At 61.2% G+C, this 17,087-nt stretch carries 29 protein-coding genes, 2 tRNA genes and 2 pseudogenes; 15 read left to right on the top strand and 18 right to left on the bottom strand.

Features of this window, described 5'->3' with window-relative positions; translation table 11 throughout:
* The first annotated feature begins 33 nt into the window (after window positions 1–33).
* Entirely contained in the window at window positions 34–330 is a 297-nt protein-coding gene (locus IVB42_RS12830) for a hypothetical protein (RefSeq protein WP_247398845.1), read from the top strand.
* Between the two features lie 143 nt (window positions 331–473).
* On the opposite strand, the gene IVB42_RS12825 is transcribed toward IVB42_RS12830, so the two are convergent.
* The 4 genes from IVB42_RS12825 to IVB42_RS12810 form a co-directional block, all read right to left on the bottom strand.
* Window positions 474–550, bottom strand: a tRNA-Pro gene (locus tag IVB42_RS12825).
* Window positions 551–663: 113 nt separating this feature from the next.
* Entirely contained in the window at window positions 664–1,149 is a 486-nt protein-coding gene (locus tag IVB42_RS12820; RefSeq protein WP_247296828.1) for a DUF192 domain-containing protein, read from the bottom strand.
* A 111-nt stretch (window positions 1,150–1,260) separates the two neighbouring features.
* The gene (locus IVB42_RS12815) at window positions 1,261–1,893 is read right to left on the bottom strand and encodes a cold-shock protein (protein WP_018457757.1); all 633 of its coding nucleotides are present in this window, start codon (window positions 1,891–1,893) and stop codon (window positions 1,261–1,263) included.
* Window positions 1,894–2,091: 198 nt separating this feature from the next.
* Window positions 2,092–2,853 (bottom strand): NAD-dependent protein deacetylase, encoded by a 762-nt coding sequence (locus IVB42_RS12810; RefSeq protein WP_247296832.1) that lies wholly within the window; start codon window positions 2,851–2,853, stop codon window positions 2,092–2,094.
* Window positions 2,854–3,124: 271 nt separating this feature from the next.
* Here IVB42_RS12810 and IVB42_RS12805 point away from each other — a divergent pair, with 271 nt between their 5' ends.
* Window positions 3,125–3,289, top strand: a complete 165-nt coding sequence (locus IVB42_RS12805) for a hypothetical protein (RefSeq protein ID WP_018457755.1) — start codon at window positions 3,125–3,127, stop codon at window positions 3,287–3,289.
* Window positions 3,290–3,356: 67 nt separating this feature from the next.
* Here the strand turns inward: IVB42_RS12805 and IVB42_RS12800 are convergent, their stop codons facing one another.
* On the bottom strand, window positions 3,357–3,650 hold the full coding sequence (locus IVB42_RS12800) for a hypothetical protein (RefSeq protein WP_026233439.1): 294 nt from the start codon (window positions 3,648–3,650) through the stop codon (window positions 3,357–3,359).
* A gap of 278 nt (window positions 3,651–3,928) precedes the next feature.
* Here IVB42_RS12800 and IVB42_RS12795 point away from each other — a divergent pair, with 278 nt between their 5' ends.
* Window positions 3,929–4,159 (top strand): hypothetical protein, encoded by a 231-nt coding sequence (locus tag IVB42_RS12795; RefSeq protein WP_007610151.1) that lies wholly within the window; start codon window positions 3,929–3,931, stop codon window positions 4,157–4,159.
* A 78-nt stretch (window positions 4,160–4,237) separates the two neighbouring features.
* A complete protein-coding gene (locus IVB42_RS42035) occupies window positions 4,238–4,363 on the top strand; it encodes a hypothetical protein (protein ID WP_256464728.1) in 126 nt (41 codons plus the stop codon).
* Here the strand turns inward: IVB42_RS42035 and IVB42_RS12790 are convergent.
* The 6 genes and pseudogenes from IVB42_RS12790 to IVB42_RS12765 form a co-directional block, all read right to left on the bottom strand.
* Entirely contained in the window at window positions 4,360–4,557 is a 198-nt protein-coding gene (locus tag IVB42_RS12790) for a hypothetical protein (protein ID WP_247296834.1), read from the bottom strand. The genes IVB42_RS42035 and IVB42_RS12790 overlap by 4 nt on opposite strands.
* 210 nt (window positions 4,558–4,767) lie before the next feature.
* Window positions 4,768–5,143: pseudogene (locus IVB42_RS12785) on the bottom strand (GrlR family regulatory protein).
* A gap of 590 nt (window positions 5,144–5,733) precedes the next feature.
* On the bottom strand, window positions 5,734–5,883 hold the full coding sequence (locus IVB42_RS12780; RefSeq protein ID WP_247297357.1) for a hypothetical protein: 150 nt from the start codon (window positions 5,881–5,883) through the stop codon (window positions 5,734–5,736).
* 279 nt (window positions 5,884–6,162) lie between these two features.
* Window positions 6,163–6,306, bottom strand: a complete 144-nt coding sequence (locus IVB42_RS12775; RefSeq protein WP_247297358.1) for a hypothetical protein — start codon at window positions 6,304–6,306, stop codon at window positions 6,163–6,165.
* Window positions 6,307–6,644: 338 nt separating this feature from the next.
* Window positions 6,645–6,821 carry a DUF2934 domain-containing protein gene (locus tag IVB42_RS12770; protein ID WP_018454372.1) on the bottom strand — a complete coding sequence of 59 codons (177 nt, stop codon included), beginning with the start codon at window positions 6,819–6,821 and terminating at the stop codon, window positions 6,645–6,647.
* A 136-nt stretch (window positions 6,822–6,957) separates the two neighbouring features.
* Window positions 6,958–7,254, bottom strand: coding sequence for an HU family DNA-binding protein (locus IVB42_RS12765; protein WP_007591377.1), 297 nt, complete (start codon window positions 7,252–7,254; stop codon window positions 6,958–6,960).
* Window positions 7,255–7,662: 408 nt separating this feature from the next.
* On the opposite strand from IVB42_RS12765, the gene IVB42_RS12760 reads away from it, so the two are divergent.
* The 5 genes and pseudogenes from IVB42_RS12760 to IVB42_RS12740 all read left to right on the top strand — a co-directional run bounded on the left by IVB42_RS12760 (window position 7,663) and on the right by IVB42_RS12740 (window position 9,920).
* The gene (locus tag IVB42_RS12760) at window positions 7,663–7,848 is read left to right on the top strand and encodes a hypothetical protein (RefSeq protein WP_007591378.1); all 186 of its coding nucleotides are present in this window, start codon (window positions 7,663–7,665) and stop codon (window positions 7,846–7,848) included.
* Between the two features lie 245 nt (window positions 7,849–8,093).
* The gene (locus IVB42_RS12755) at window positions 8,094–8,396 is read left to right on the top strand and encodes a hypothetical protein (RefSeq protein WP_018454373.1); all 303 of its coding nucleotides are present in this window, start codon (window positions 8,094–8,096) and stop codon (window positions 8,394–8,396) included.
* Between the two features lie 175 nt (window positions 8,397–8,571).
* Complete coding sequence (locus IVB42_RS12750; RefSeq protein WP_247368482.1) at window positions 8,572–8,844, top strand: hypothetical protein; 273 nt, start codon at window positions 8,572–8,574, stop codon at window positions 8,842–8,844.
* A 169-nt stretch (window positions 8,845–9,013) separates the two neighbouring features.
* Window positions 9,014–9,190 carry a hypothetical protein gene (locus IVB42_RS12745; RefSeq protein ID WP_007610124.1) on the top strand — a complete coding sequence of 59 codons (177 nt, stop codon included), beginning with the start codon at window positions 9,014–9,016 and terminating at the stop codon, window positions 9,188–9,190.
* A gap of 221 nt (window positions 9,191–9,411) precedes the next feature.
* A pseudogene (locus tag IVB42_RS12740) lies at window positions 9,412–9,920 on the top strand (hypothetical protein).
* 22 nt (window positions 9,921–9,942) lie between these two features.
* On the opposite strand, the gene IVB42_RS12735 reads toward IVB42_RS12740, so the two are convergent.
* Both IVB42_RS12735 and IVB42_RS12730 read right to left on the bottom strand, forming a co-directional pair.
* On the bottom strand, window positions 9,943–10,323 hold the full coding sequence (locus IVB42_RS12735; protein ID WP_247398852.1) for a hypothetical protein: 381 nt from the start codon (window positions 10,321–10,323) through the stop codon (window positions 9,943–9,945).
* A gap of 168 nt (window positions 10,324–10,491) precedes the next feature.
* Window positions 10,492–10,707 carry a hypothetical protein gene (locus IVB42_RS12730; RefSeq protein WP_247297362.1) on the bottom strand — a complete coding sequence of 72 codons (216 nt, stop codon included), beginning with the start codon at window positions 10,705–10,707 and terminating at the stop codon, window positions 10,492–10,494.
* 160 nt (window positions 10,708–10,867) lie between these two features.
* Between IVB42_RS12730 and IVB42_RS12725 the strand changes: the two genes are divergently transcribed.
* A complete protein-coding gene (locus IVB42_RS12725; RefSeq protein ID WP_247398862.1) occupies window positions 10,868–11,083 on the top strand; it encodes a DUF3072 domain-containing protein in 216 nt (71 codons plus the stop codon).
* A 628-nt stretch (window positions 11,084–11,711) separates the two neighbouring features.
* Here the strand turns inward: IVB42_RS12725 and IVB42_RS12720 are convergent.
* Window positions 11,712–12,188: a hypothetical protein gene (locus IVB42_RS12720; RefSeq protein WP_247398853.1), complete on the bottom strand. Its 477-nt coding sequence runs from the start codon at window positions 12,186–12,188 to the stop codon at window positions 11,712–11,714.
* A 287-nt stretch (window positions 12,189–12,475) separates the two neighbouring features.
* Here IVB42_RS12720 and IVB42_RS12715 point away from each other — a divergent pair, with 287 nt between their 5' ends.
* The 3 genes from IVB42_RS12715 (at window position 12,476) to IVB42_RS12705 (ending at window position 14,502) form a co-directional block, all read left to right on the top strand.
* Window positions 12,476–12,874 (top strand): VOC family protein, encoded by a 399-nt coding sequence (locus IVB42_RS12715; protein WP_247297663.1) that lies wholly within the window; start codon window positions 12,476–12,478, stop codon window positions 12,872–12,874.
* Window positions 12,875–13,102: 228 nt separating this feature from the next.
* Window positions 13,103–13,555, top strand: a complete 453-nt coding sequence (locus IVB42_RS12710; RefSeq protein ID WP_085358759.1) for a VOC family protein — start codon at window positions 13,103–13,105, stop codon at window positions 13,553–13,555.
* 308 nt (window positions 13,556–13,863) lie between these two features.
* Entirely contained in the window at window positions 13,864–14,502 is a 639-nt protein-coding gene (locus tag IVB42_RS12705; protein ID WP_247297364.1) for a glutathione S-transferase, read from the top strand.
* Window positions 14,503–14,515: 13 nt separating this feature from the next.
* Here the strand turns inward: IVB42_RS12705 and IVB42_RS12700 are convergent, their stop codons facing one another.
* From IVB42_RS12700 to IVB42_RS12690, 3 genes are read right to left on the bottom strand one after another with little or no spacing between them, the layout of a single operon-like run.
* On the bottom strand, window positions 14,516–14,779 hold the full coding sequence (locus tag IVB42_RS12700) for a hypothetical protein (RefSeq protein WP_247297691.1): 264 nt from the start codon (window positions 14,777–14,779) through the stop codon (window positions 14,516–14,518).
* A gap of 6 nt (window positions 14,780–14,785) precedes the next feature.
* A complete protein-coding gene (locus tag IVB42_RS12695) occupies window positions 14,786–15,031 on the bottom strand; it encodes a hypothetical protein (protein WP_204511122.1) in 246 nt (81 codons plus the stop codon).
* A 58-nt stretch (window positions 15,032–15,089) separates the two neighbouring features.
* A complete protein-coding gene (locus IVB42_RS12690) occupies window positions 15,090–15,344 on the bottom strand; it encodes a PilZ domain-containing protein (RefSeq protein WP_007591415.1) in 255 nt (84 codons plus the stop codon).
* A 224-nt stretch (window positions 15,345–15,568) separates the two neighbouring features.
* On the opposite strand from IVB42_RS12690, the gene IVB42_RS12685 reads away from it, so the two are divergent.
* Window positions 15,569–15,643: transfer RNA gene (locus IVB42_RS12685), tRNA-Glu, on the top strand.
* A gap of 60 nt (window positions 15,644–15,703) precedes the next feature.
* On the opposite strand, the gene IVB42_RS12680 is transcribed toward IVB42_RS12685, so the two are convergent.
* A complete protein-coding gene (locus IVB42_RS12680) occupies window positions 15,704–15,907 on the bottom strand; it encodes a hypothetical protein (RefSeq protein ID WP_247398856.1) in 204 nt (67 codons plus the stop codon).
* A 675-nt stretch (window positions 15,908–16,582) separates the two neighbouring features.
* On the opposite strand from IVB42_RS12680, the gene IVB42_RS12675 reads away from it, so the two are divergent.
* A complete protein-coding gene (locus tag IVB42_RS12675) occupies window positions 16,583–16,855 on the top strand; it encodes a hypothetical protein (RefSeq protein ID WP_247398859.1) in 273 nt (90 codons plus the stop codon).
* Window positions 16,856–17,087: the final 232 nt, after the last annotated feature.

The following is a 17,087-nucleotide window of genomic DNA, read 5'->3' as shown; positions in this document are numbered from 1 at the left end:
TGGACTCGCATCTTGCTCGAAAGGCAAAACACTATGCGCAACTCAACCGCCGTCCGCACCTCGACGACTTCGAATGACCTAGGCGCCCTGCTCGCCCGCCGCGGGACCGACCTAATCCTGGCCATTGAGGATGGTAACGCCCTGATCCGGTGCCACGTGAGCTCGGCGACCGCCGCGGCCATGCTGGCGCCGCTCACGGGAAAAGCCGCGGGCCAATTCCGCCCGCTACCCGGCAACCTGGTCGAAATCGACGCCGCTGTGACTTTGGCTTCCGCGATGAAAATGTTGGAGGCTAAGACCGCTGCGGAAAGCCGACCGCACTTGAACTGAAGGAGCGGTCCCGGGCGGTGTGAAAGCCGCCCAACCGGCCCAGAATCGACGCTCGTGCTTCCCCGGTGCTTCCCCGCGGGTGGCACGGGCGCAATGATGTGAAACAGGGAGATAAAATGTATACGCAGTTTCAGTGGGTTAATTGGTCGGGGCAGCTGGATTCGAACCAACGACCTGCAGTACCCAAAACTGCCGCGCTACCAGGCTGCGCTATACCCCGAATGTCCGGCGAGCCCCGTCGATACACGCTTCCCAAAGCGCCAGCAAGCCTTCCAAAGGCGCGAGCAAGCTTCCCAAAAGACCGCCAGGCGGGGGCAATGGCTCCCTTCCCGGCTACTTGCTGCCGAACAGCGGGTGGCCGACGCGGTCGCCGGCGCGGATGCCATATTTCTGCGCCGTCCCTGCCACCACCTCCAGAACAGCCCGCGCGGGCCACCTGGATGAGATGATCTTTGTCGACATCGGCTCGGTATTTTCGGCGATGCGCAGAATTCGGCCGTCGGCGCGAATGAAGATCATGTCGAGCGAGACGTAGGTGTTCTTCATCCACATCGACACCTCCTGCTCGGGATTAAAGTCAAACAGCATGCCTTTGCCGTCCGCCAGTTCCTTACGGTACATCAGGCCAGTCTGCTTTTCTTCCTCCGTCGTCGCGACCTCGACCGAGAACACCTGCACGCCGTTCCTGGTGACGATCTCGAGGGGCTGGAAGCTGGCGGCGCGCACGGGTGCGCTCGCGACGGCACAGCCGGCGATGACAAGGATGGCGGCAAGCCAGCCCTTCGCAAGGGCGAAGACGGCCTTTCGATCGAAATTCATGGATGGCTCTCGAGGCGTGGGACTGGACCAGTCCTTACGTGGCGGTCACCGGAAAAGCCAGAGGCGCGCCGGCCAGCCAGCGCGCCTCTGCTCACGATCGCGGGAATGGAATTAGTGGGACGAAACCGGCGATCCCGTCTCGGGATGGATCTCGGCCGCCATCATGCCCTTGGAGCCGGGCCCGAACCGGACCAGGACATACTGGCCGGGCCGCAACTCGGTCATGCCGAAGCGGCGCAGCGTCTCCATGTGCACGAAGATGTCGGGGGTGCCCTCGCCGCAGGTCAGGAAGCCGAAACCGCGCAGCCGGTTGAACCATTTGACCTGAGCCCGCTCCAGCCCGCTGGTCGCCGTCACCGTGACATGGGTGCGCGGCGGCAGCATCTGCGCCGGATGGATCGCGGTCGACTCGTCCATCGAGACCACGCGGAACGCCTGGTAGCCCTTGGCGCGCTGGATGCACTCGACGACGATGCGGGCACCCTCGTAGGCGGTCTGGAAGCCGTCGCGCCTAAGCACGGTGACGTGCAGGAGCACGTCGGGCCAGCCATTGTCGGGAACGATGAAGCCGTAGCCTTTTGAGGCGTCGAACCATTTGATGACGCCGTGAACCTCGACGAGGTTGGCGCTGCTCTCACCAAGTCCGGTGAACGGACTGAGTGCACTGTCGCGACCGCCACCGCCGTGTTCGCCCACCGCGGGAACTCCGACCTTCTTGGACTCAAATCCGTCCGACGACCCCATAACCCCGGACCCCACACATGCCATGCAACCCGCCTGAATGGCGGCGCCGAATCACGCGTCTTTAGAGAATCTTCTCAACTCGACGCGACGCGAATCTTTCGACTCAAAAGATAACACTCCCGGTTGCGACGCATAGACAAAAAAGAGATTCGGCGGAACCTATGAACAGCTTGCACAGCCGCGAATCAAATTGCTGCCTCAATTACCGACAAAGGGCCCCAGCGTTTCGCCGATGTCGTGGCGGATCACGAGGTCGGCGATGTCGTCCTGCTCCGTCGGCTCGCGATTGACGATCACTAGGCGTGCACCCGATTCCTTCGCCATCATCGGAAAGCCCGCGGCCGGCCATACCACCAGCGAGGAACCGATCGCGATGAAGAGATCGCAGGCTTGCGACAGCGCCGTCGCGCGCTGCATCTCGTCCTCGGGCATTGTCTGGCCGAAGGAGATCGTGGCGGTCTTCACCGGCTCGTCGCACACGGTACAGTTGGGCGCGGCGCCCTCCTCGTCGAAGCGGCGCTTCACCCAATCAAGCGGATAGGCCTGCCCGCATCCAATGCAGCGCGCATACGTGGTGTTGCCGTGAAGTTCGATCACGTGATCGCTTGCGACGCCGGAGGCCTGATGCAGATTGTCGATGTTCTGGGTGATGATCGCGGGAACCTTGCCGGCGCGGTAGAGTGAGGCGAGCGCGCGATGGCCGCGGCCGGGCTTAGCCGCCGCAAAGACCTCCTCCATCGCGAAGCGCCGGCGCCAGGATTCGTCGCGCGCCTCCTGGCTGGCGACGAACTCGTCGAACGGGATCGGGCGGTTGCGCGTCCAAATTCCGCCCGGCGAGCGAAAGTCGGGGATGCCGCATTCGGTCGAGATGCCGGCGCCGGTGAACGGCACGATCCGTTTGGCTTCGGCGATCATGTCGCCAAGACGCTCGACGCCGCTGCGAAGATCCGATGCAATCAACGCCGCCTCCCGTTTTGCTGTTTTACTGATTTGTTTTTGCGCTAGCTGCAACATGCGCAAGCGACAAGATTATTGACGCTGTTCTCCACCGCCACGCAAGACATGGTCGGCAATTTTTTCCGACCCTCGCTTATCACAATCCTGCAATGCCTCCTCCCCATTGACGCCCCAATCAGAAGCGCCAATGCATGTGTTGACGCGACTCAACGTGATTGCGGCGGCAGTGCTTGGGTTCAGTAGGACACATACTCACGTGCAGAGGGGATTTAACATGACCGAGGACGAACAACGCAAAATCCGCGAACGCGAAGAGATCGCCGCCCGTGTCGCCGCCTTCCGTGCCACCCAGGAAAAATTCAAGCGCGAACGTGAAGAGTATTTCGTGTCGACGCTCGACAACGCGCGCAAGGCGGAACGGCCCTCGCTCTGGCCGTAACGACACCGGATCACCGAGCATGAAAAAAGCCCGGAGCATTGCTCCGGGCTTTTCGTTTGTTCAGCCGTTACCAGTGACGGTAATAATGGTGGCGGCGGTAGTATGGTCCATCACCGTAATAAGCGTAGGGACCAGGGCCGTAGGCATAAGCGGGGCCGCCGTAGTAGCCATACCGCGGGCCGTAGCCATAGCCGTAAGGATGCGACGCGGCGACGGCGCCCGCGGTGATGGCGCCGGCGGCAAGACCGAACGCGAGGCCCGGACCGATGCCGCGGCCGCGCGCCTCGGCAGGCGAAGGCGCCGCGACCGCGGTCACGCCAACGGCCGCGACGGTAGCCAGAACTGCCAGTGTCTTCCTCATCATGAATCTCCTCCTTCGTATCTCGCACAGACAACGCCGGCGCGTTGCTATGGTTGCGCGCAAGCCTGTGGAACCGAGTTCGGAATAAATCCGGCCACGCATGGAACGGGCACGCGTTCCGCGAATTGTTTGCTCAAGTGCGGAAGCCTCCGCCGTCCGGTTGAGGCAACAGCACGAAGACCCCGTCAGCATCACCGATGCTGGCGGGGTTTTCAGTTGCACGCACAGCATTGGCAATGCGCCACAATTGCTGCCAGCGGGGAGCCGAGGAGGATAATGTGCCGATATCCAAATTGCTGGCCCGTATCCGCAGGCTCGTTCCCAGATCCGGAGATCAGCATTACGACGAGATCGTCCGCAGTTTCGGTGTCGGTACGCTGCGCCCGCCGCCGACCCCGATGAGCGACGGCGAACTGGCGCGGGCGATTGCCGAGTTCCTTAAGGAACAGCCGTCGAGCGAGTCCGTAGGCGCCCTCGGCCGGCGGCTCGACCCCACCACCCCACTTTGAGGCGCCGGTCCGCCTTTGTCCGGGAACATGCGCTTCGCGCGCACGTTGGCGTAGCCTTCAAGGAGAAAGGAGGCCGACATGCCCGTTTGGCTCGAAATCCTGCTCAACCTGTCCGGCTATGCCGGCTTCGTGGCGCTCGCCTCACACGGCACCGCGTGCCCAAGCAATTGCGCCGACCATCAGACCTCCACCGACGACCGTTAATTCGTGTGCGGTAGCTGGCCCGCCGTACGCATCAGCCTGTCGGCTTTGACCGCGACACGCGTGTCCTCGAGCTGTGGCCGCAGCGAGACGCTGATCACCACGAAAGCCAGACAAAAGAGCGTGCCGACGATGGCGATGCGCCGGTAGGTGTGGCGGTCGCCCTGATAAAAGGACGGTTCTGAAAAAGGTGTCATGAATTCGTTCTTGGCAAAATTGCTTGTTGGCCAAAGTCGCTTGTTGGCCAAAGTCGGATCGCGTCTTCGCCAGACACCTATCGCAAGTGGCGGCAAGTGCAACGCGATTGCGCTTTTAACCTAACCGAATAGGGTTATCGGCTTCGCGGCAAGCTTCCGTTAGGAGTTCGCCAAGCCTCTTCAGAACAAGCGTCTTCAGAACACGCGTCTTCAGAACTCGGCGAGCCGCTTCAGGCTCGCACGAAAACCGAGGCTGCGATGGCCTGCGACCAGCACGGTGCCGAACACCTCGGCCGTGTCGTCGCTGAACGTCCCGGAGAAGCCGCTCGTTGCCTCCACTCCGCCGAACAGCGGCCGGGCGAAGCCATCCGCAAACGGCGTGTGCTGGTTGGTGACAAGCTCGCCCTTCCAGGTCCCGTGTTTCGAAGGGCCGTTGTTCGAATTGCCGTTCCGTGTAGACGCCGCGCGACCAGAAATACGGCCCGCCGCCGAGCAGAACGCCGTCACGCAGGATCAGCACGCCGCTGTCGCGCCCCTTCAGGCCGTCGAGCATGTGGAGGTGGATGGAATAAAGCCCGTTCTTCATGTTGCGTCCGCCGCTGGAGCAACGATAGCGCCGGCGACGGAGAGCGTCGAGACGGTGAAGCGAAGCTTGTGGTGATCCGTCGTCCGGCTTTGTTCCAGCTTCGCCTGCCTTTCGTTCTCGGAGAGCGAATCGGAATCGCAGAAATCGGCACGAAGCAAGCCTTAATATATCGTTCGCACGCAAACGACCGCAGTCGCCAACGATCGCGCGCTCACATCCCGTCTTCGGATTTCGACCGCGGTGGCACCGGCGGCACCGAGGGCCTGTCGTTGCGCAAGCGCGGGTGCGGTCGTACCAAAACACTTTTGCGATCTCGGCGAACATCTCGAGCAACAGCACGCATCCATGTCGCGTCTCCCTCGCCTCACTCGTAGCGAGGACAGGCGAACGGGACTATGCGAAGCATCACGCCGGCTTGGTCAGGAAAGGCGTGTCCCGCATCGACACAGAAGCCACGACTTGTTCTGCATCCGACTCCATTTCGTTCGCAAGGAACGAATCGGAGTCGAGAAATCCAGCGCAAAACGATCCCTAACGATCGGTGAAGGCGCGCGCGATTGCCTGTTGTCATCGAGCTAGTGCGATGCTCATCACGCCGCTCGCTTCGCCGTGTCCTTCGATAGATCCTTCTCCGAAAAGCATTCGAGGATCTGGATGCGGAGTTCTTCCGCGGCCGGACCATCAAGCTTCCTGAGCTGATTCCAGAGCCTGATTACTTCCCGCTGTTTCTCGACAGTCATGGGCACCTCCAAAACAATGTCGCTGCCAAAAGAGATGCGTCACTAGAACAAAATAGGAACAACAAGTCCAGCCCCTCCCGTGAAATTCGCCGGGCACATCGCCTCGAGCCTTCCGCGCGCCGACGGTTGCTTTTTAGGTTTTCAACCTTAAGTTCGAGCCACGGCGCGGCGGCTAGGCGCTGAAATCCCTTCCCCGCCAGCCAAGAAGGCCCCGTGCGAAGGCGCGGGGTTTTTCTTTTGGGGAACGCGCCACCGCCCTCCCCGTTAGTCATTCCGGAGCTAGGGATCGTGACCAGAAAATACTACGCCGTCGAAGTGGTGCGTCAGATCGAAGAGACCGTGGAGATCATGGTCGAAGCGCCGGATCAGACCGCCGCACATGATGCAGCGCTCGCGCACCTGAAGGCGCGCGGCTCCGAACATCAGTGGCTCAATCCCAAATGCGATCTCATCGTCTGGCGCGAGCGCCAGGTCGATACGCCGGTGACGTGTCCGTATCGCCGGACTAGCGGCCGGAACGAGTTTTCCCGCCCCGCGTTGTCAGGTCGAATTCGGTGGTGCTGGCGGCATGTCGCAACGCGGCCGACCAGCTTGAAGAGCCCCGGTCCCCAAGACCGGGGTTTTTCTTTGAGGCGGCCGCACAGAGGCGACTCGATTCGAACGAGGGCCCGAACAGCAAAGCAGCCACCCGGGCGTTACGCCGAATGGCTGCTTTGAGAACTGTCGACGCTCGCCCCTGTCCGCCTGTTGAACCAGCAAAGTCAGACCGACAAATTGTCGGTCATGCCGGGTGGGACTTCGCCTTGCTTGGTCCGCTCGGCGAGAAGCTCCTTTTCGGCCTCATACCAGAAGGTGTCCATCGTGCCTGCGGGCTCGCCAGCCTCCTTCCAGAGGTGATAGGCCCGATTTCGAATCTCTTCTTCGCTGAGACCAGTCATGTGATTTCTCCCTTTCGGAAGCAAAGCCTGACGACGCCCTAGAGTTCCTTAAGAGAGTTCCTTATTGGTTCAGCACAAGCAAGCAATCATTGCAGCGCTCCGCGAAAAGAAGCCTCCGCAACGAAAACGCGAGCCCTTAGACGGAGTCTTTGGCCACCTTCAGCGGCGAGGCCTTCACCGACTTGCTCGCCGGCTTCGCGGCGAACTGCATCGGCTCCTTGGTGAAGGGATTGACGCCCATGCGGGCTTCGGTCGCCGGCTTGTTCACCACCGACATCTTCACGAAGCCGGGAATGACGAACTCGCCGGACTCGTTGAGCTCCTTGTAGCCGACCGTCGCCATGTACTCGATGACCGACTTCACGTCGTTCTTCGACAGCTGCGTGCCCTCGGCAATTGCATCGATCAACTGAGTCTTCGTCATCTTCGCCATGTCTGAATTTCCTTCTGTGCGCGCGAGCAGGCTTTGCTCAGGACGCGGTCCGACCGCGCAACGCGCTTCTGTTTCATGCCAACTTTCATGAAGTGACGGGGCTTAGAACCCATCGACGCCCAAAACGCAAGCAGGGGTTCTGCGGAGGGCCGGACGCCCCGGCAAAGATGCCGCAGCTTCCGCCGTTTTCGCGTTGAACCATTTTCTCCCCGAGGCGTCTAACTCTTTGAAGTCCCCAAGCTTCACCCCCCATCAGAGAGCCCCGCTTCCCCCAGGCGGGGCTTTCGTCTTTGCCTGGACCCGGCCCCGCACTGCCGATCAGGCTGGCCCCCGAGGTCTGCGCCCGGCCACCCCGGTGACCGTCACAAGGCAGGTTCTCTTTTCCGGCCATCTCCTGCATAATGCGGCATGGCAAAAACAAAAGTGACCTTCAAAACCGTCCGCATTGCAGACAACGACTGGAAAATCCTGGCGGATTACCCGGACAGCGAACAGCGCGAAATCAAGGGCTTCACCAGCAAGGCAGACGCCGACGACTGGATCAATGGCGACCGCAAGATCGCGTGGCTCCGCTCCCAGGGATACGCCAAGTAAACCGCGCATGAGTCACGCGCGTATCGCGTGACGCCCGTATGGGTATGAGGCGCGCTTCGTCCCTCCCGCTCCATAGGTTCTTTCCGTGCCGGCGCCTTGCCGAGCAAGCGGCAACGCCCGCGCGTCCTATCGGCTGGACGGGAGCGCCTGGTCGATAAACCTTTGGCTGGGCATGCGCCGTTGAGACTTCGGTAACCTAACGCCTCCAAGCTCCTCTTAGTATCGTTGCGTTGGAGTACCCCACAGTGCTGGATTTTAACGAGCTGCGTGAACTCGCGGCCGATGTTCGCGTGTTCGTCGACATTGCCGAAGACAAGGCCGAAGCGCTTCGCGCCGTCATCACAGCCTATGACGTGGTGCTCGCGATCTTCCCGTCGGGAGAGGGCATGGGTCTCCACGTCATCAAGGGCGGCGAGATCCTGGACAGGATTGCAAACTCACGAACCAATACGAGCTACAGCCACACGGCCATTGCGGTTCCCGACCTGGAGCACGCGGAAGTGCTCAAGCACCTGACGGGCCCGGCCGATCAGCGGCTTGCGGCTTAGAGCGTTTTCAAGTTCGCGCGACGAAAACGCGTCACAACAATCTGGAGCGGTTCTGATTCAAGCAGAACCGACAACGCCTCGTTGCAGACGAGAATTTTTGCACTCCGGAACGCCTTGTTTTAGGAACACGGTTTCTGCGCTCCCGTTGGCCCACACAACCAACCAGGAGTTTGAGATGAAGAAGCTCGTCATTGCGACCGCCGCCCTCGGCCTCATGTGCGGCTCTGCCTTGGCCCAGACCCAGACCGGCCCCGCCGCGCAGTCCGACAACATGCAGAAGCCCGGCATGACCAACACGGACAAGGGCACGATGAGCAGCGGCACGACCGGCGTGAGCCATGACGGCATGAGCAAGGGCGGAATGGTGAGGCCCGACGCCTCCGGCCAGGGCGGCTCCGGCCCGGGCAGCGACCAGGGCGGTACCAAGACCCGCAGCAACAAGAAGTAAGCCGGTTTCCTGTACGGCTCGCTTCCCGGCCGCGTCGCTTCCACAAGCGGCGCGGCCATTTCATGACAAGGGTCTTTGGAACCTGTCGAATGCACTCCTCACAATCGTGCGCGCACCGGAACGGTCAGGTCTTGCCGCGAGTTGCCCCATCTCCAGCAAGGAGATCGTCATGAGCGTTGAAGGTAAAGTGAAGGAAGGCGCCGGATTCATCAAAGAAGAGATGAACGAACACGGCAAGTCCCCCGAGAGCCAGAAGAAGGCCCAGGAAGGTCGTGACTTGCGCAACGAAGGCCGGATCGAAGACGGCAAGCCGCCGAAGACGACGAAGCCGGGCACCGGTCACTAGATCGCGTTCGAAACCCCCTTTTGGTGAAAGCCGCCCCTGGTCATGTCAGGGGCGGTTTTTCACGTTCATGACCAGCCGATACGTGCCCATGCGATCTTCCGAAGCTGTGATCCTCCGAAGGTGCCGTCCTACAAAAATAGCCGGAGGCTCGAAGCATGCAGGGCGATGGCTGGTAGAACGCTCCGGCTGTTGTATGGTCGAACGTTTCTTGTGAGGGGCTGATGAAGATTGCCATTGTTGTCGCCGGCTTGATCGTTGTTGTTGCCGCCGTTCTCGTGGCGGTACAGCCCGGCTTTCTAAAGCCTGCGTCACTGGCACTCGTGAAGAAGCCCGACATCCTCGGCTTTTCGCCAGGGATGACATTCGACGAAACCAACAAGCTCGTCACGCAACGTCGCTACCGCTGCCGTCAGATTCGCGATTCCTACGTCCTGGAGTGCGCAGTCGACGGCGCCAAGGTCACGATCTTTGCCGACGACGTTGACCCTGGGAATCCCGATCCCAAACATCCCATCTGGCGCGTCATTGCGGAGTTGAACAATCCGGTCCCCAAGACGCTGCAGTCAAATCGATCTCCGACCAGTTCAACGCCCAGCCAACCCGCGACGCTCGGGAAGGATGAATATGGACCGTCGGCCGTGGCCTGAAGCTCAGCTATGACGGCGCCGCCTTGAAGCTCGTGGACGAAGCCGAGGAAATCAGGCGTGGCAAGCAGGAAGCAAAGCGCTAGGGAGCGCGACGCCGGGTGCCCTTCAGTGACGAAACCGGTTGACGGCCAACAGCGGCAGCCATGATCCCAGCACCATGCAGATCGCAATGGCTGCGACTAGGACGTATTTCAGGGGATGTTGCGAGGACGCGAGCGAACCTTCGAGGTGAAGGTATGGCAGCATCGCCTCCACGGCCATCCCGATCAGGGCAACCGCAACCAGCCCGCCAACCGCCGAAGCGAACAGGTTGACGATCCATCCGATCGCGCCGCGCTCGTTCGACCAAGCCTCGTAGATCGCGACAGCCAGCATCACGAGCACAAAGACCAGCATGAAGCGCATCGAGCCGCCGACGCTCGCCTTCGACCCGAAGATTTCCACCAGCAGCATGGCCGCCACCGCGAGCAGTGTGATCGCCTTCACGACTTTCCTCTTTGGTGTCTCAGCACATAGGCCGCGAAGCCAATTCCGATGCCGAGCAGGCTTTGCAGCATGGCGGTTGGTCGCGCCGGGCTTCGCCGGGGTTCAACAAATTGCACTCGGAGAACTGCAGGACCGCCGCGCAGTGACGACCGAAGGCCGGGGACCGATCTATGCAGCTTGCCTATTGGAAAGCCGCTCGAACGCCGTGATGGCCCGGTTGGCCAGCATGAGGCGTCTGTGCTCGCCCTTGCGGACCATCTCTTCGACGGCGGCCGAGAGAAAGCGGCTGGTGAACGGCGCGTCGCTGATTTGTGCGGTGCGCTCCAGATAATCCCAGGCGATCTGCACGGAATGTTCGATGAGATGGGACAGGTTCTCGCTCATGCAGAACCTACGCTTGGCGGGAGCGCTTGTTCCGCGCTGGCCAGTAGGTCGGTTCTTCATGGCAGATCTCGAGACGTTCAATTTCCGCACGTTTTCGACTGACGAACAAATGAGGAACGACAAGCGCGCGCCGACGTTAGGTGGAAAAGGAGAGATCGCGATGGCTGACAAGACAGCTGACAACACCGGGGACAACGCACAAAAGGATCCGAAGGATTGGGTTTCCGGCGACGACCCGATGACCGGCGCCCAGGAATCCTACCTCAAGACCCTCGCCGAGCAGGCGCACAAGCCCCTCCCCAAGAAGGATCTGACCAAGGCAGAGGCGTCAGAGCTGATCGACACGATGCGGCAAAAGGCCGGGCTCGAGAAGTAGACAGCGGGCATGTACGCCCCGCCCCTGCGAGACGGAAGAACATGACTCACCGATGATCAGAAGTGTCGCGGGAAGGTTGCAGGCGTTCGGCCAACGCTGCATTCACAAACGTTGAGCGCGCTGCATTTCGTCGGGCACAAACAGCGTCGATTGAGCGCACGATCCCGCAATGTCGATTCCACAACTTCAATGCCGGGATCGGGGCCTGTCGCTTTGCGAGCCGGGCACTCATCCTGCTTTGCCTTGCTTCACGTCATGTACGATGTCACCGATGGTGCTTCCCACGACAATCGCGGCAACAACAGGCCAACCGGCGGCTACCATAAGGATGGCCCCGTAGCGCATGTCTTCGCCGGGCCGTTTGTAACTGTCTCGGCCCGAGAACAGGAGCACCGCGATCAGGCAGCCAACTGCGTATCGTCTAAACCATTTCACGACGAGAGACCTTCGTTTACGGGAATTCGTCGCCTCCAACTCCGTCGTGGTTCATGATGTCGGCCGTCCGGCCGCTCGCCGGCAGGCGAAATTTCAGACGATCATGCAAGGCGCGTCAGGCGCCTTGCATGACCTGCTGCCGCTCATTTTCTTGAGCGCGCTGAGCATCGGCTCCGCGCCGAGCTCAGTTCTGTCACTTCGGCAGATCGCGGATTGCCAGCTTGATGACTGTAAGGACAACGAAAGCGGGCGCCCCGTAAACGATGGCGTTCACGGCCCAAGTGATGGCGACGCCCAAGAAAACGGAACTGCCGACAGCTCCCCAGAAAAGGTAAGCTGCGGATATACCCGGCATCTCCCATGCCATCACAGGGGTGGAGTAGTCGGTTAGCTGCTCCATGACGAGCAGCACCGTCGAGACGAGGGCCCCGATTGCCAGTGCGACGGTGAGAACGGATTTCATTGTCTTCAAAGGCCCAACAGCGCCATCACGATGCGGAATCATAAAAAAGGCTGCCAGGCCGAGGAGGCCTCCTACGGCAATCTTCACCCAACGCCGTTGGATTTTCGGCTCGAGCCATGTCGCCAGTTTGACCCAGAGCGCATACGCCCATCCGGCAACAATCGAGCGGATAAGTGCAAACAGAAGCTCGCCTAGAATATTGGCCATAGCGGTTAGTCGCGTCAGCTCCGCGGGGAGTTCATCTGCCAACGGCTAAACAACCCCGTGTCCCCCGTGAATGAGGTGGCCAAGTTCTGCGGTTTGCGTCACCGTTCTGAGGACCCGGTTAGCGCTGTGGAGCTTCGTGAAGGGCTCGTTTTCTAGCGCTTGAGCACTGCCATCGCCATTCACGGCGCGCTCGGCGCGGCATCGTGACTGCTGACATCAGGGTGGCAGCAGCGATGTGCGACGAGCGCCGCGATGCCGCTCAATCTGGGGTCAACAAAGGACATGTCATGAAGTACGCCTCCACTCGCCTGATCGCCACTGACATCAAAATCATGGTTTCGTTCTACGAAATGGTGACCGGAGTTTCCGCCGAATGGCTCGCGCCGGTGTTCGCCAAGATCGTGACGCCGGGCGCCAACCTGGCAATCGGCGCAGCCGAGACGGTCGCGCTCTGGAAAGAAAACAGTGCCGAGCCCGGCGCCGACCGCACCGCCGTGATCGAGTTTCAGGTTGAAGACATCGATGCGGATTATCAGCGCCTGAAAGACAAGGTTACGCTGGTGCACAAGTTGAAAACGATGCCATGGGGCAACAGGACGTTCCAGTTTCGCGACCCCGAAGGCACCGCGGTATCGCTCTTCATGCCGCCGATCGAGCAGGCCGGAAACCGCCTCGCGGCGCAATAGGTCGCGGCAGCAGACTGGCCCGCACACACAGCCAATGACGCGTGTGCGGCACTGGATTTGCGGTGAAAGTGCATTGAAATTTCGCCGGCTGATTTACTTCATCAGCCGGCTTCACCCTCATGCACATGTGCACCCGCCCCCTGCCCCTGCTGGGATTTTCCTGCTATCTCCTACTCCCTTCGGCTCGGCCGAACCAAAAACCCTCCATCCACCCAGGGAGCAACAACCATGCGATACCTCCACACCATGCTGCGCGTGCGCAATCTCGATGTCGCGCTGAAGTTTTACCAGGATGCGCTGGGGCTGAAGGAGGTTCGGCGGATCGAGAACGACAAGGGGCGTTTCACGCTGGTGTTCCTGTGCTCGTCGGACGATCTCGAGGCGCTCAAGAAGCAGCCGCAGACGCGCGGCGCGCCGCTGGTCGAGCTCACCTGGAATTGGGACGAGGAAAAATACGGCGAGGATCGCTTCTTCGGCCATCTCGCCTATGAAGTCGACGACATCTACGCGACCTGCGAGAAGCTGATGAAGGCCGGCGTCACCATCAACCGTCCGCCGCGCGACGGCAACATGGCCTTCGTCCGCTCGCCGGATTTGCACTCGATCGAGCTGTTGCAGAAGGGCGATCCGAAGCCGCCGCAGGAGCCGTGGTCGTCGATGCCCAACATCGGCCATTGGTAGGCCTTTTTGCCGGAACCAGCCCCTCTCCTATGCGTTCTCTCTTCGACAATGCAATTGGAGGAGGACGCGATGGGACGCGGAATTTTGTTGTGGATGCTGGGTGTGCCGATCCCGGTGATCATCTTGCTGTGGCTGTTCTTCGGCCGCTGATCGCCTGACCAGGCTTTGCCTTGCAATGAAAGCTCCGCCTCGGGCGGAGCTTTTTGCATGCGGACCTTTTGCATGAGAGGATCGGCGCAATCGCCCGTCGCTCGCCGCAGTGGATTCCGCTATTACCCGCGCCGAAAGAAGCGCCGCGGGAGGATGACGTGCCGGACCAAAAGCTGACGATCTGGGGCCGCGCCAATTCGGTCAACGTGCAGAAGGTGCTGTGGTGCCTCGCCGAGCTCGGCCTGGCTTACGAGCGCATCGACGCCGGCATGGCGTTCGGCAAGACCCGCGAGGCCGACTATCTCGCGATGAACCCCAATGCGCGGATCCCGACGCTGGTCGAGGGCGACTTCACGCTGTGGGAATCCAATTCGATCATGCGCTATCTCTGCCTCGCGCACGGGCGCGGCACGCAAATCTATCCCGAGGCGCCGAAGCTGCGCGCCAGCGTCGACCGCTGGCTCGACTGGACGCTGTCGATGGTGCAGCCGGTCGACCGCCCGGTGTTCTGGGGCATCGTGCGCACGCCGCCCGCCGAGCGAGACATGATCCAGGTGCAAAAGGATGCCGATGCCGCCGCCGAGGTCTGGGCCATCGCGGACCGCCTGCTCTCCACGCGTCCGTTCATGGACGGCGATGCGTTCACGCTCGCCGACATTGCGATCGGCGCCTATGCGCGGCGCTGGCTCGGCGTCGAGGGCATCACCCGGCCCGCGCAGCCGCATCTGACGCGCTGGCTCGCCGAGCTCGGCAAACGGCCCGGTTTTGCGCAATTTGTGGCACCGCCGATGTCGTGAGCGGTGACGCGGCTTAAAGTCCGTTACGAGCACGATGAATCGGCATTTTGCCGCGCGCCGCCGGGAGGGGGGCGGCTACTGTGCATGGGGTTGTTTTCGCGTTTTTTTGTTTAGGCCAGCCGCGCTCGAACAGCAGCACGCAGAAAATCAGCACGAGCGTGACCGCCGCGGTGGCGAGCCGCGCAGTCCAGCTCAGGCCGCGGCCGACCCACCACAGCAGCGCGCAATACATCACGAACGGGACGATGATCTCGGGCCGCATGATGTCCGGCGGCATGGGGGCTCAGCGCCTGACCGTGGTCTCGACGCTGATCGAGCCGCCGATCTTGACGCAGGTGCCGGTGCTCTCGACCAGATGGAAGCCGCGGCCATAGGCGGCGCAGGAGCCCGCTTTCGCGCTCCCGCCGGCACCCTTAAGCGGCAAGGCCTTGCCGGCCTGTGGGCGCTCCGGAGGCGGCAGACGCAAGGCTTCCGCCGCGGCCGCGGACGTCGTCAGCAACGAGATCAGGATCAGGAGCGGCGCACGCATGCAGGCCGTTCTAGCCCGGACCGGCGTCGCGCGCCATCGGGGTCGCTTTGCCCGGGGATCAGATGAACTTGATGCCGGCCGATTTGCCGCGGCGCCATACCACCTGGCAGCTCCGCCCGGTCCGCGCATCGCGCGCGAACGCCATCCGGATCACGCCCGGGAGCTGGCTCGCATCCTCGTCCAGCGTGATCTTGGCGCCCGTGGCGGAGATGTCCTGGACCAGGCATTGCCGCGCTGCGAATCCGCCGTCGAGCGTGATCCAGGCATGCTGCGACAGCGACTTGCGGGCTGCGCGCTTCTTGGGCGGTGGCATCGGCTTAAATTCTCCCAGTCCAGCGCTAGCTCAGGGAACCTAAGAAACCGTTGAATTCGGCCGACCGATCCTTGGGTGGGATGCTATCCACCGGTGCCAAAAGACCGTTCCCGAACGGCTTGCCCAGGGCGCCAAAGGCCATTATAGGTTCGCCCGCTGCAGCCGCCGGGCATGACTCGGGCGGCCAGCGGCCGTGCCGCGAAAAGCGGCGGGGCCCTGGGTTTGCTCCCTTCGTCTATCGGTTAGGACGCCACCCTTTCACGGTGGAGAGAGCGGTTCGATTCCGCTAGGGAGCGCCAATGCTTTCAACAAGTTAGCCGGCGCCCCGCCCTTCGCGTCCAACATTTGTCCAATAAGCGTCAGCGGAATCCCTTGGCCGCGTTTAGACACTCTGCGTAAGTATCGAGAAGCCACTTGCGGTCAGCACCGGTCCAGCCGGACGTACTCGGGTTGGGATCGTGAAGCGATTTCCGCTCAATCTGAGCAATCCTTTCCATCAGCACATACGCCACCTTCTCGGGCGAGTTTTCGCCAATGTGAACTACCGGTGCGGTATCTGCCATTTTCAGCCCCTTTGGTTATGCCTTGAGAGAGCGCAACCTAGAGGACAAGATATTGAAGTCCAGTCGCCTTTTAGTTGACCTGTGCATAACGGAGCATCGCCACCACCCGAATGATGTTCGCCTGACGCTCCATCAGCGTGACGGCGCATCCGGCCGGGCTTTCTCTTTGTTGACAACCAGACGCCCAGGCACGAAGCTTGCTTTCATAAAAGCGTCGCCAATCATTGCTTCTCTATTTCTCTATAATTCTTTTATCCATATGGAGGCATCGTGACCGACGAGGAAATGGCCCGTCTGCGCGCCCATGACAGCAACATCAGTCGATATCGACGGCTGCTTAAAACCAATCTCTCAGACCTCGAGCGCCGGTATTTGGAACAGCGCCTGGGCGAGGAAAGGTCGGCCGTTGAGAACTTGGCTCATCCCCCTCCCACCCCGCGGACTGAGCACGGCCGATCAGTTTGAGGCGGGTGCGTTTTGACCTTGCTCGTGGGACCGACGAGCTTCTATTCTCCAAAAGCGAACTGAACCTTCACACTCCACGCCCATACTCATGTGCATCCGGGATTTTTGCTAATCCCGTCCCGGGGCTGGACGGATATCACGCCGCCGGGACAAGGTATTGCGTGCCCGGCGGCGTAATTTGCGGCGCGCGAGTTGGCGCTTGGAGTACCCATGAACATCCGTTCTGGTCTATTGCTGGCCGCGATTTGCTGCGCATTCGGAAATGCTTGCATTGCCCAAGAGGGGTCGGTGGGGCCAGACGGGCTATATCCACCACCACCCGAGACTTCCCCGCAAAACCAACGGACCCGCAAGCGTGCCAACGCAATGGGGCCAAAACCTTCGTCGGTGTCCAAGCCGATGACCTGGGAAGAAGAAAACGCCCGACAGCATGCGGATGAAGATCAGCTGAAACGGAAGATGAATATCTGCCAGCGCTGTTGAGCGACAACATCCCTAGAGATCCCCCACGAGGCGCAGCAGTTCGGGCGTGTTTGGGCCCACCAGATATCGATAATTTGCTAGCTACTTGCGAAGTCGCTTTGATCACGGCATGCACGCTGGTCGTCGATACACAGTAAGCGCGATTTTCTCCGCACGATGACGCCCGCGCTTTTGACGGATGGCCTTCGTATCGAGGGCGGCATCTGACCCGTTCAGGCAGCGGCGGTTTTGG

Source organism: Bradyrhizobium sp. 45 (genome assembly GCF_023073155.1).
In the GTDB taxonomy this organism is placed as follows: domain Bacteria; phylum Pseudomonadota; class Alphaproteobacteria; order Rhizobiales; family Xanthobacteraceae; genus Bradyrhizobium; species Bradyrhizobium canariense_D.
The sequence above is the reverse complement of the archived record's forward strand: the minus strand, read 5'-3'. Positions and strand labels throughout refer to the sequence as shown.

Coding starts and splice junctions, on each gene's coding strand:
- IVB42_RS12695 (WP_204511122.1), bottom strand. CDS start 15,031: ATGCGTGCGCCGCTCCTGATCCTGATCTCGTTGCTGACGACGTCCGCG.
- IVB42_RS12770 (WP_018454372.1), bottom strand. CDS start 6,821: ATGACTGGTCTCAGCGAAGAAGAGATTCGAAATCGGGCCTATCACCTC.
- IVB42_RS12830 (WP_247398845.1), top strand. CDS start 34: ATGCGCAACTCAACCGCCGTCCGCACCTCGACGACTTCGAATGACCTA.
- IVB42_RS12815 (WP_018457757.1), bottom strand. CDS start 1,893: ATGGGGTCGTCGGACGGATTTGAGTCCAAGAAGGTCGGAGTTCCCGCG.
- IVB42_RS12760 (WP_007591378.1), top strand. CDS start 7,663: ATGGCAAAAACAAAAGTGACCTTCAAAACCGTCCGCATTGCAGACAAC.
- IVB42_RS12745 (WP_007610124.1), top strand. CDS start 9,014: ATGAGCGTTGAAGGTAAAGTGAAGGAAGGCGCCGGATTCATCAAAGAA.
- IVB42_RS12720 (WP_247398853.1), bottom strand. CDS start 12,188: ATGGCCAATATTCTAGGCGAGCTTCTGTTTGCACTTATCCGCTCGATT.
- IVB42_RS12820 (WP_247296828.1), bottom strand. CDS start 1,149: ATGAATTTCGATCGAAAGGCCGTCTTCGCCCTTGCGAAGGGCTGGCTT.
- IVB42_RS12700 (WP_247297691.1), bottom strand. CDS start 14,779: ATGCCGCCGGACATCATGCGGCCCGAGATCATCGTCCCGTTCGTGATG.
- IVB42_RS12690 (WP_007591415.1), bottom strand. CDS start 15,344: ATGCCACCGCCCAAGAAGCGCGCAGCCCGCAAGTCGCTGTCGCAGCAT.
- IVB42_RS12800 (WP_026233439.1), bottom strand. CDS start 3,650: ATGAGGAAGACACTGGCAGTTCTGGCTACCGTCGCGGCCGTTGGCGTG.
- IVB42_RS42035 (WP_256464728.1), top strand. CDS start 4,238: ATGCCCGTTTGGCTCGAAATCCTGCTCAACCTGTCCGGCTATGCCGGC.
- IVB42_RS12725 (WP_247398862.1), top strand. CDS start 10,868: ATGGCTGACAAGACAGCTGACAACACCGGGGACAACGCACAAAAGGAT.
- IVB42_RS12765 (WP_007591377.1), bottom strand. CDS start 7,254: ATGGCGAAGATGACGAAGACTCAGTTGATCGATGCAATTGCCGAGGGC.
- IVB42_RS12805 (WP_018457755.1), top strand. CDS start 3,125: ATGACCGAGGACGAACAACGCAAAATCCGCGAACGCGAAGAGATCGCC.
- IVB42_RS12675 (WP_247398859.1), top strand. CDS start 16,583: ATGAACATCCGTTCTGGTCTATTGCTGGCCGCGATTTGCTGCGCATTC.
- IVB42_RS12780 (WP_247297357.1), bottom strand. CDS start 5,883: ATGACTGTCGAGAAACAGCGGGAAGTAATCAGGCTCTGGAATCAGCTC.
- IVB42_RS12775 (WP_247297358.1), bottom strand. CDS start 6,306: ATGTTCGGAGCCGCGCGCCTTCAGGTGCGCGAGCGCTGCATCATGTGC.
- IVB42_RS12710 (WP_085358759.1), top strand. CDS start 13,103: ATGCGATACCTCCACACCATGCTGCGCGTGCGCAATCTCGATGTCGCG.
- IVB42_RS12750 (WP_247368482.1), top strand. CDS start 8,572: ATGAAGAAGCTCGTCATTGCGACCGCCGCCCTCGGCCTCATGTGCGGC.
- IVB42_RS12790 (WP_247296834.1), bottom strand. CDS start 4,557: ATGACACCTTTTTCAGAACCGTCCTTTTATCAGGGCGACCGCCACACC.
- IVB42_RS12680 (WP_247398856.1), bottom strand. CDS start 15,907: ATGGCAGATACCGCACCGGTAGTTCACATTGGCGAAAACTCGCCCGAG.
- IVB42_RS12730 (WP_247297362.1), bottom strand. CDS start 10,707: ATGAGCGAGAACCTGTCCCATCTCATCGAACATTCCGTGCAGATCGCC.
- IVB42_RS12715 (WP_247297663.1), top strand. CDS start 12,476: ATGAAGTACGCCTCCACTCGCCTGATCGCCACTGACATCAAAATCATG.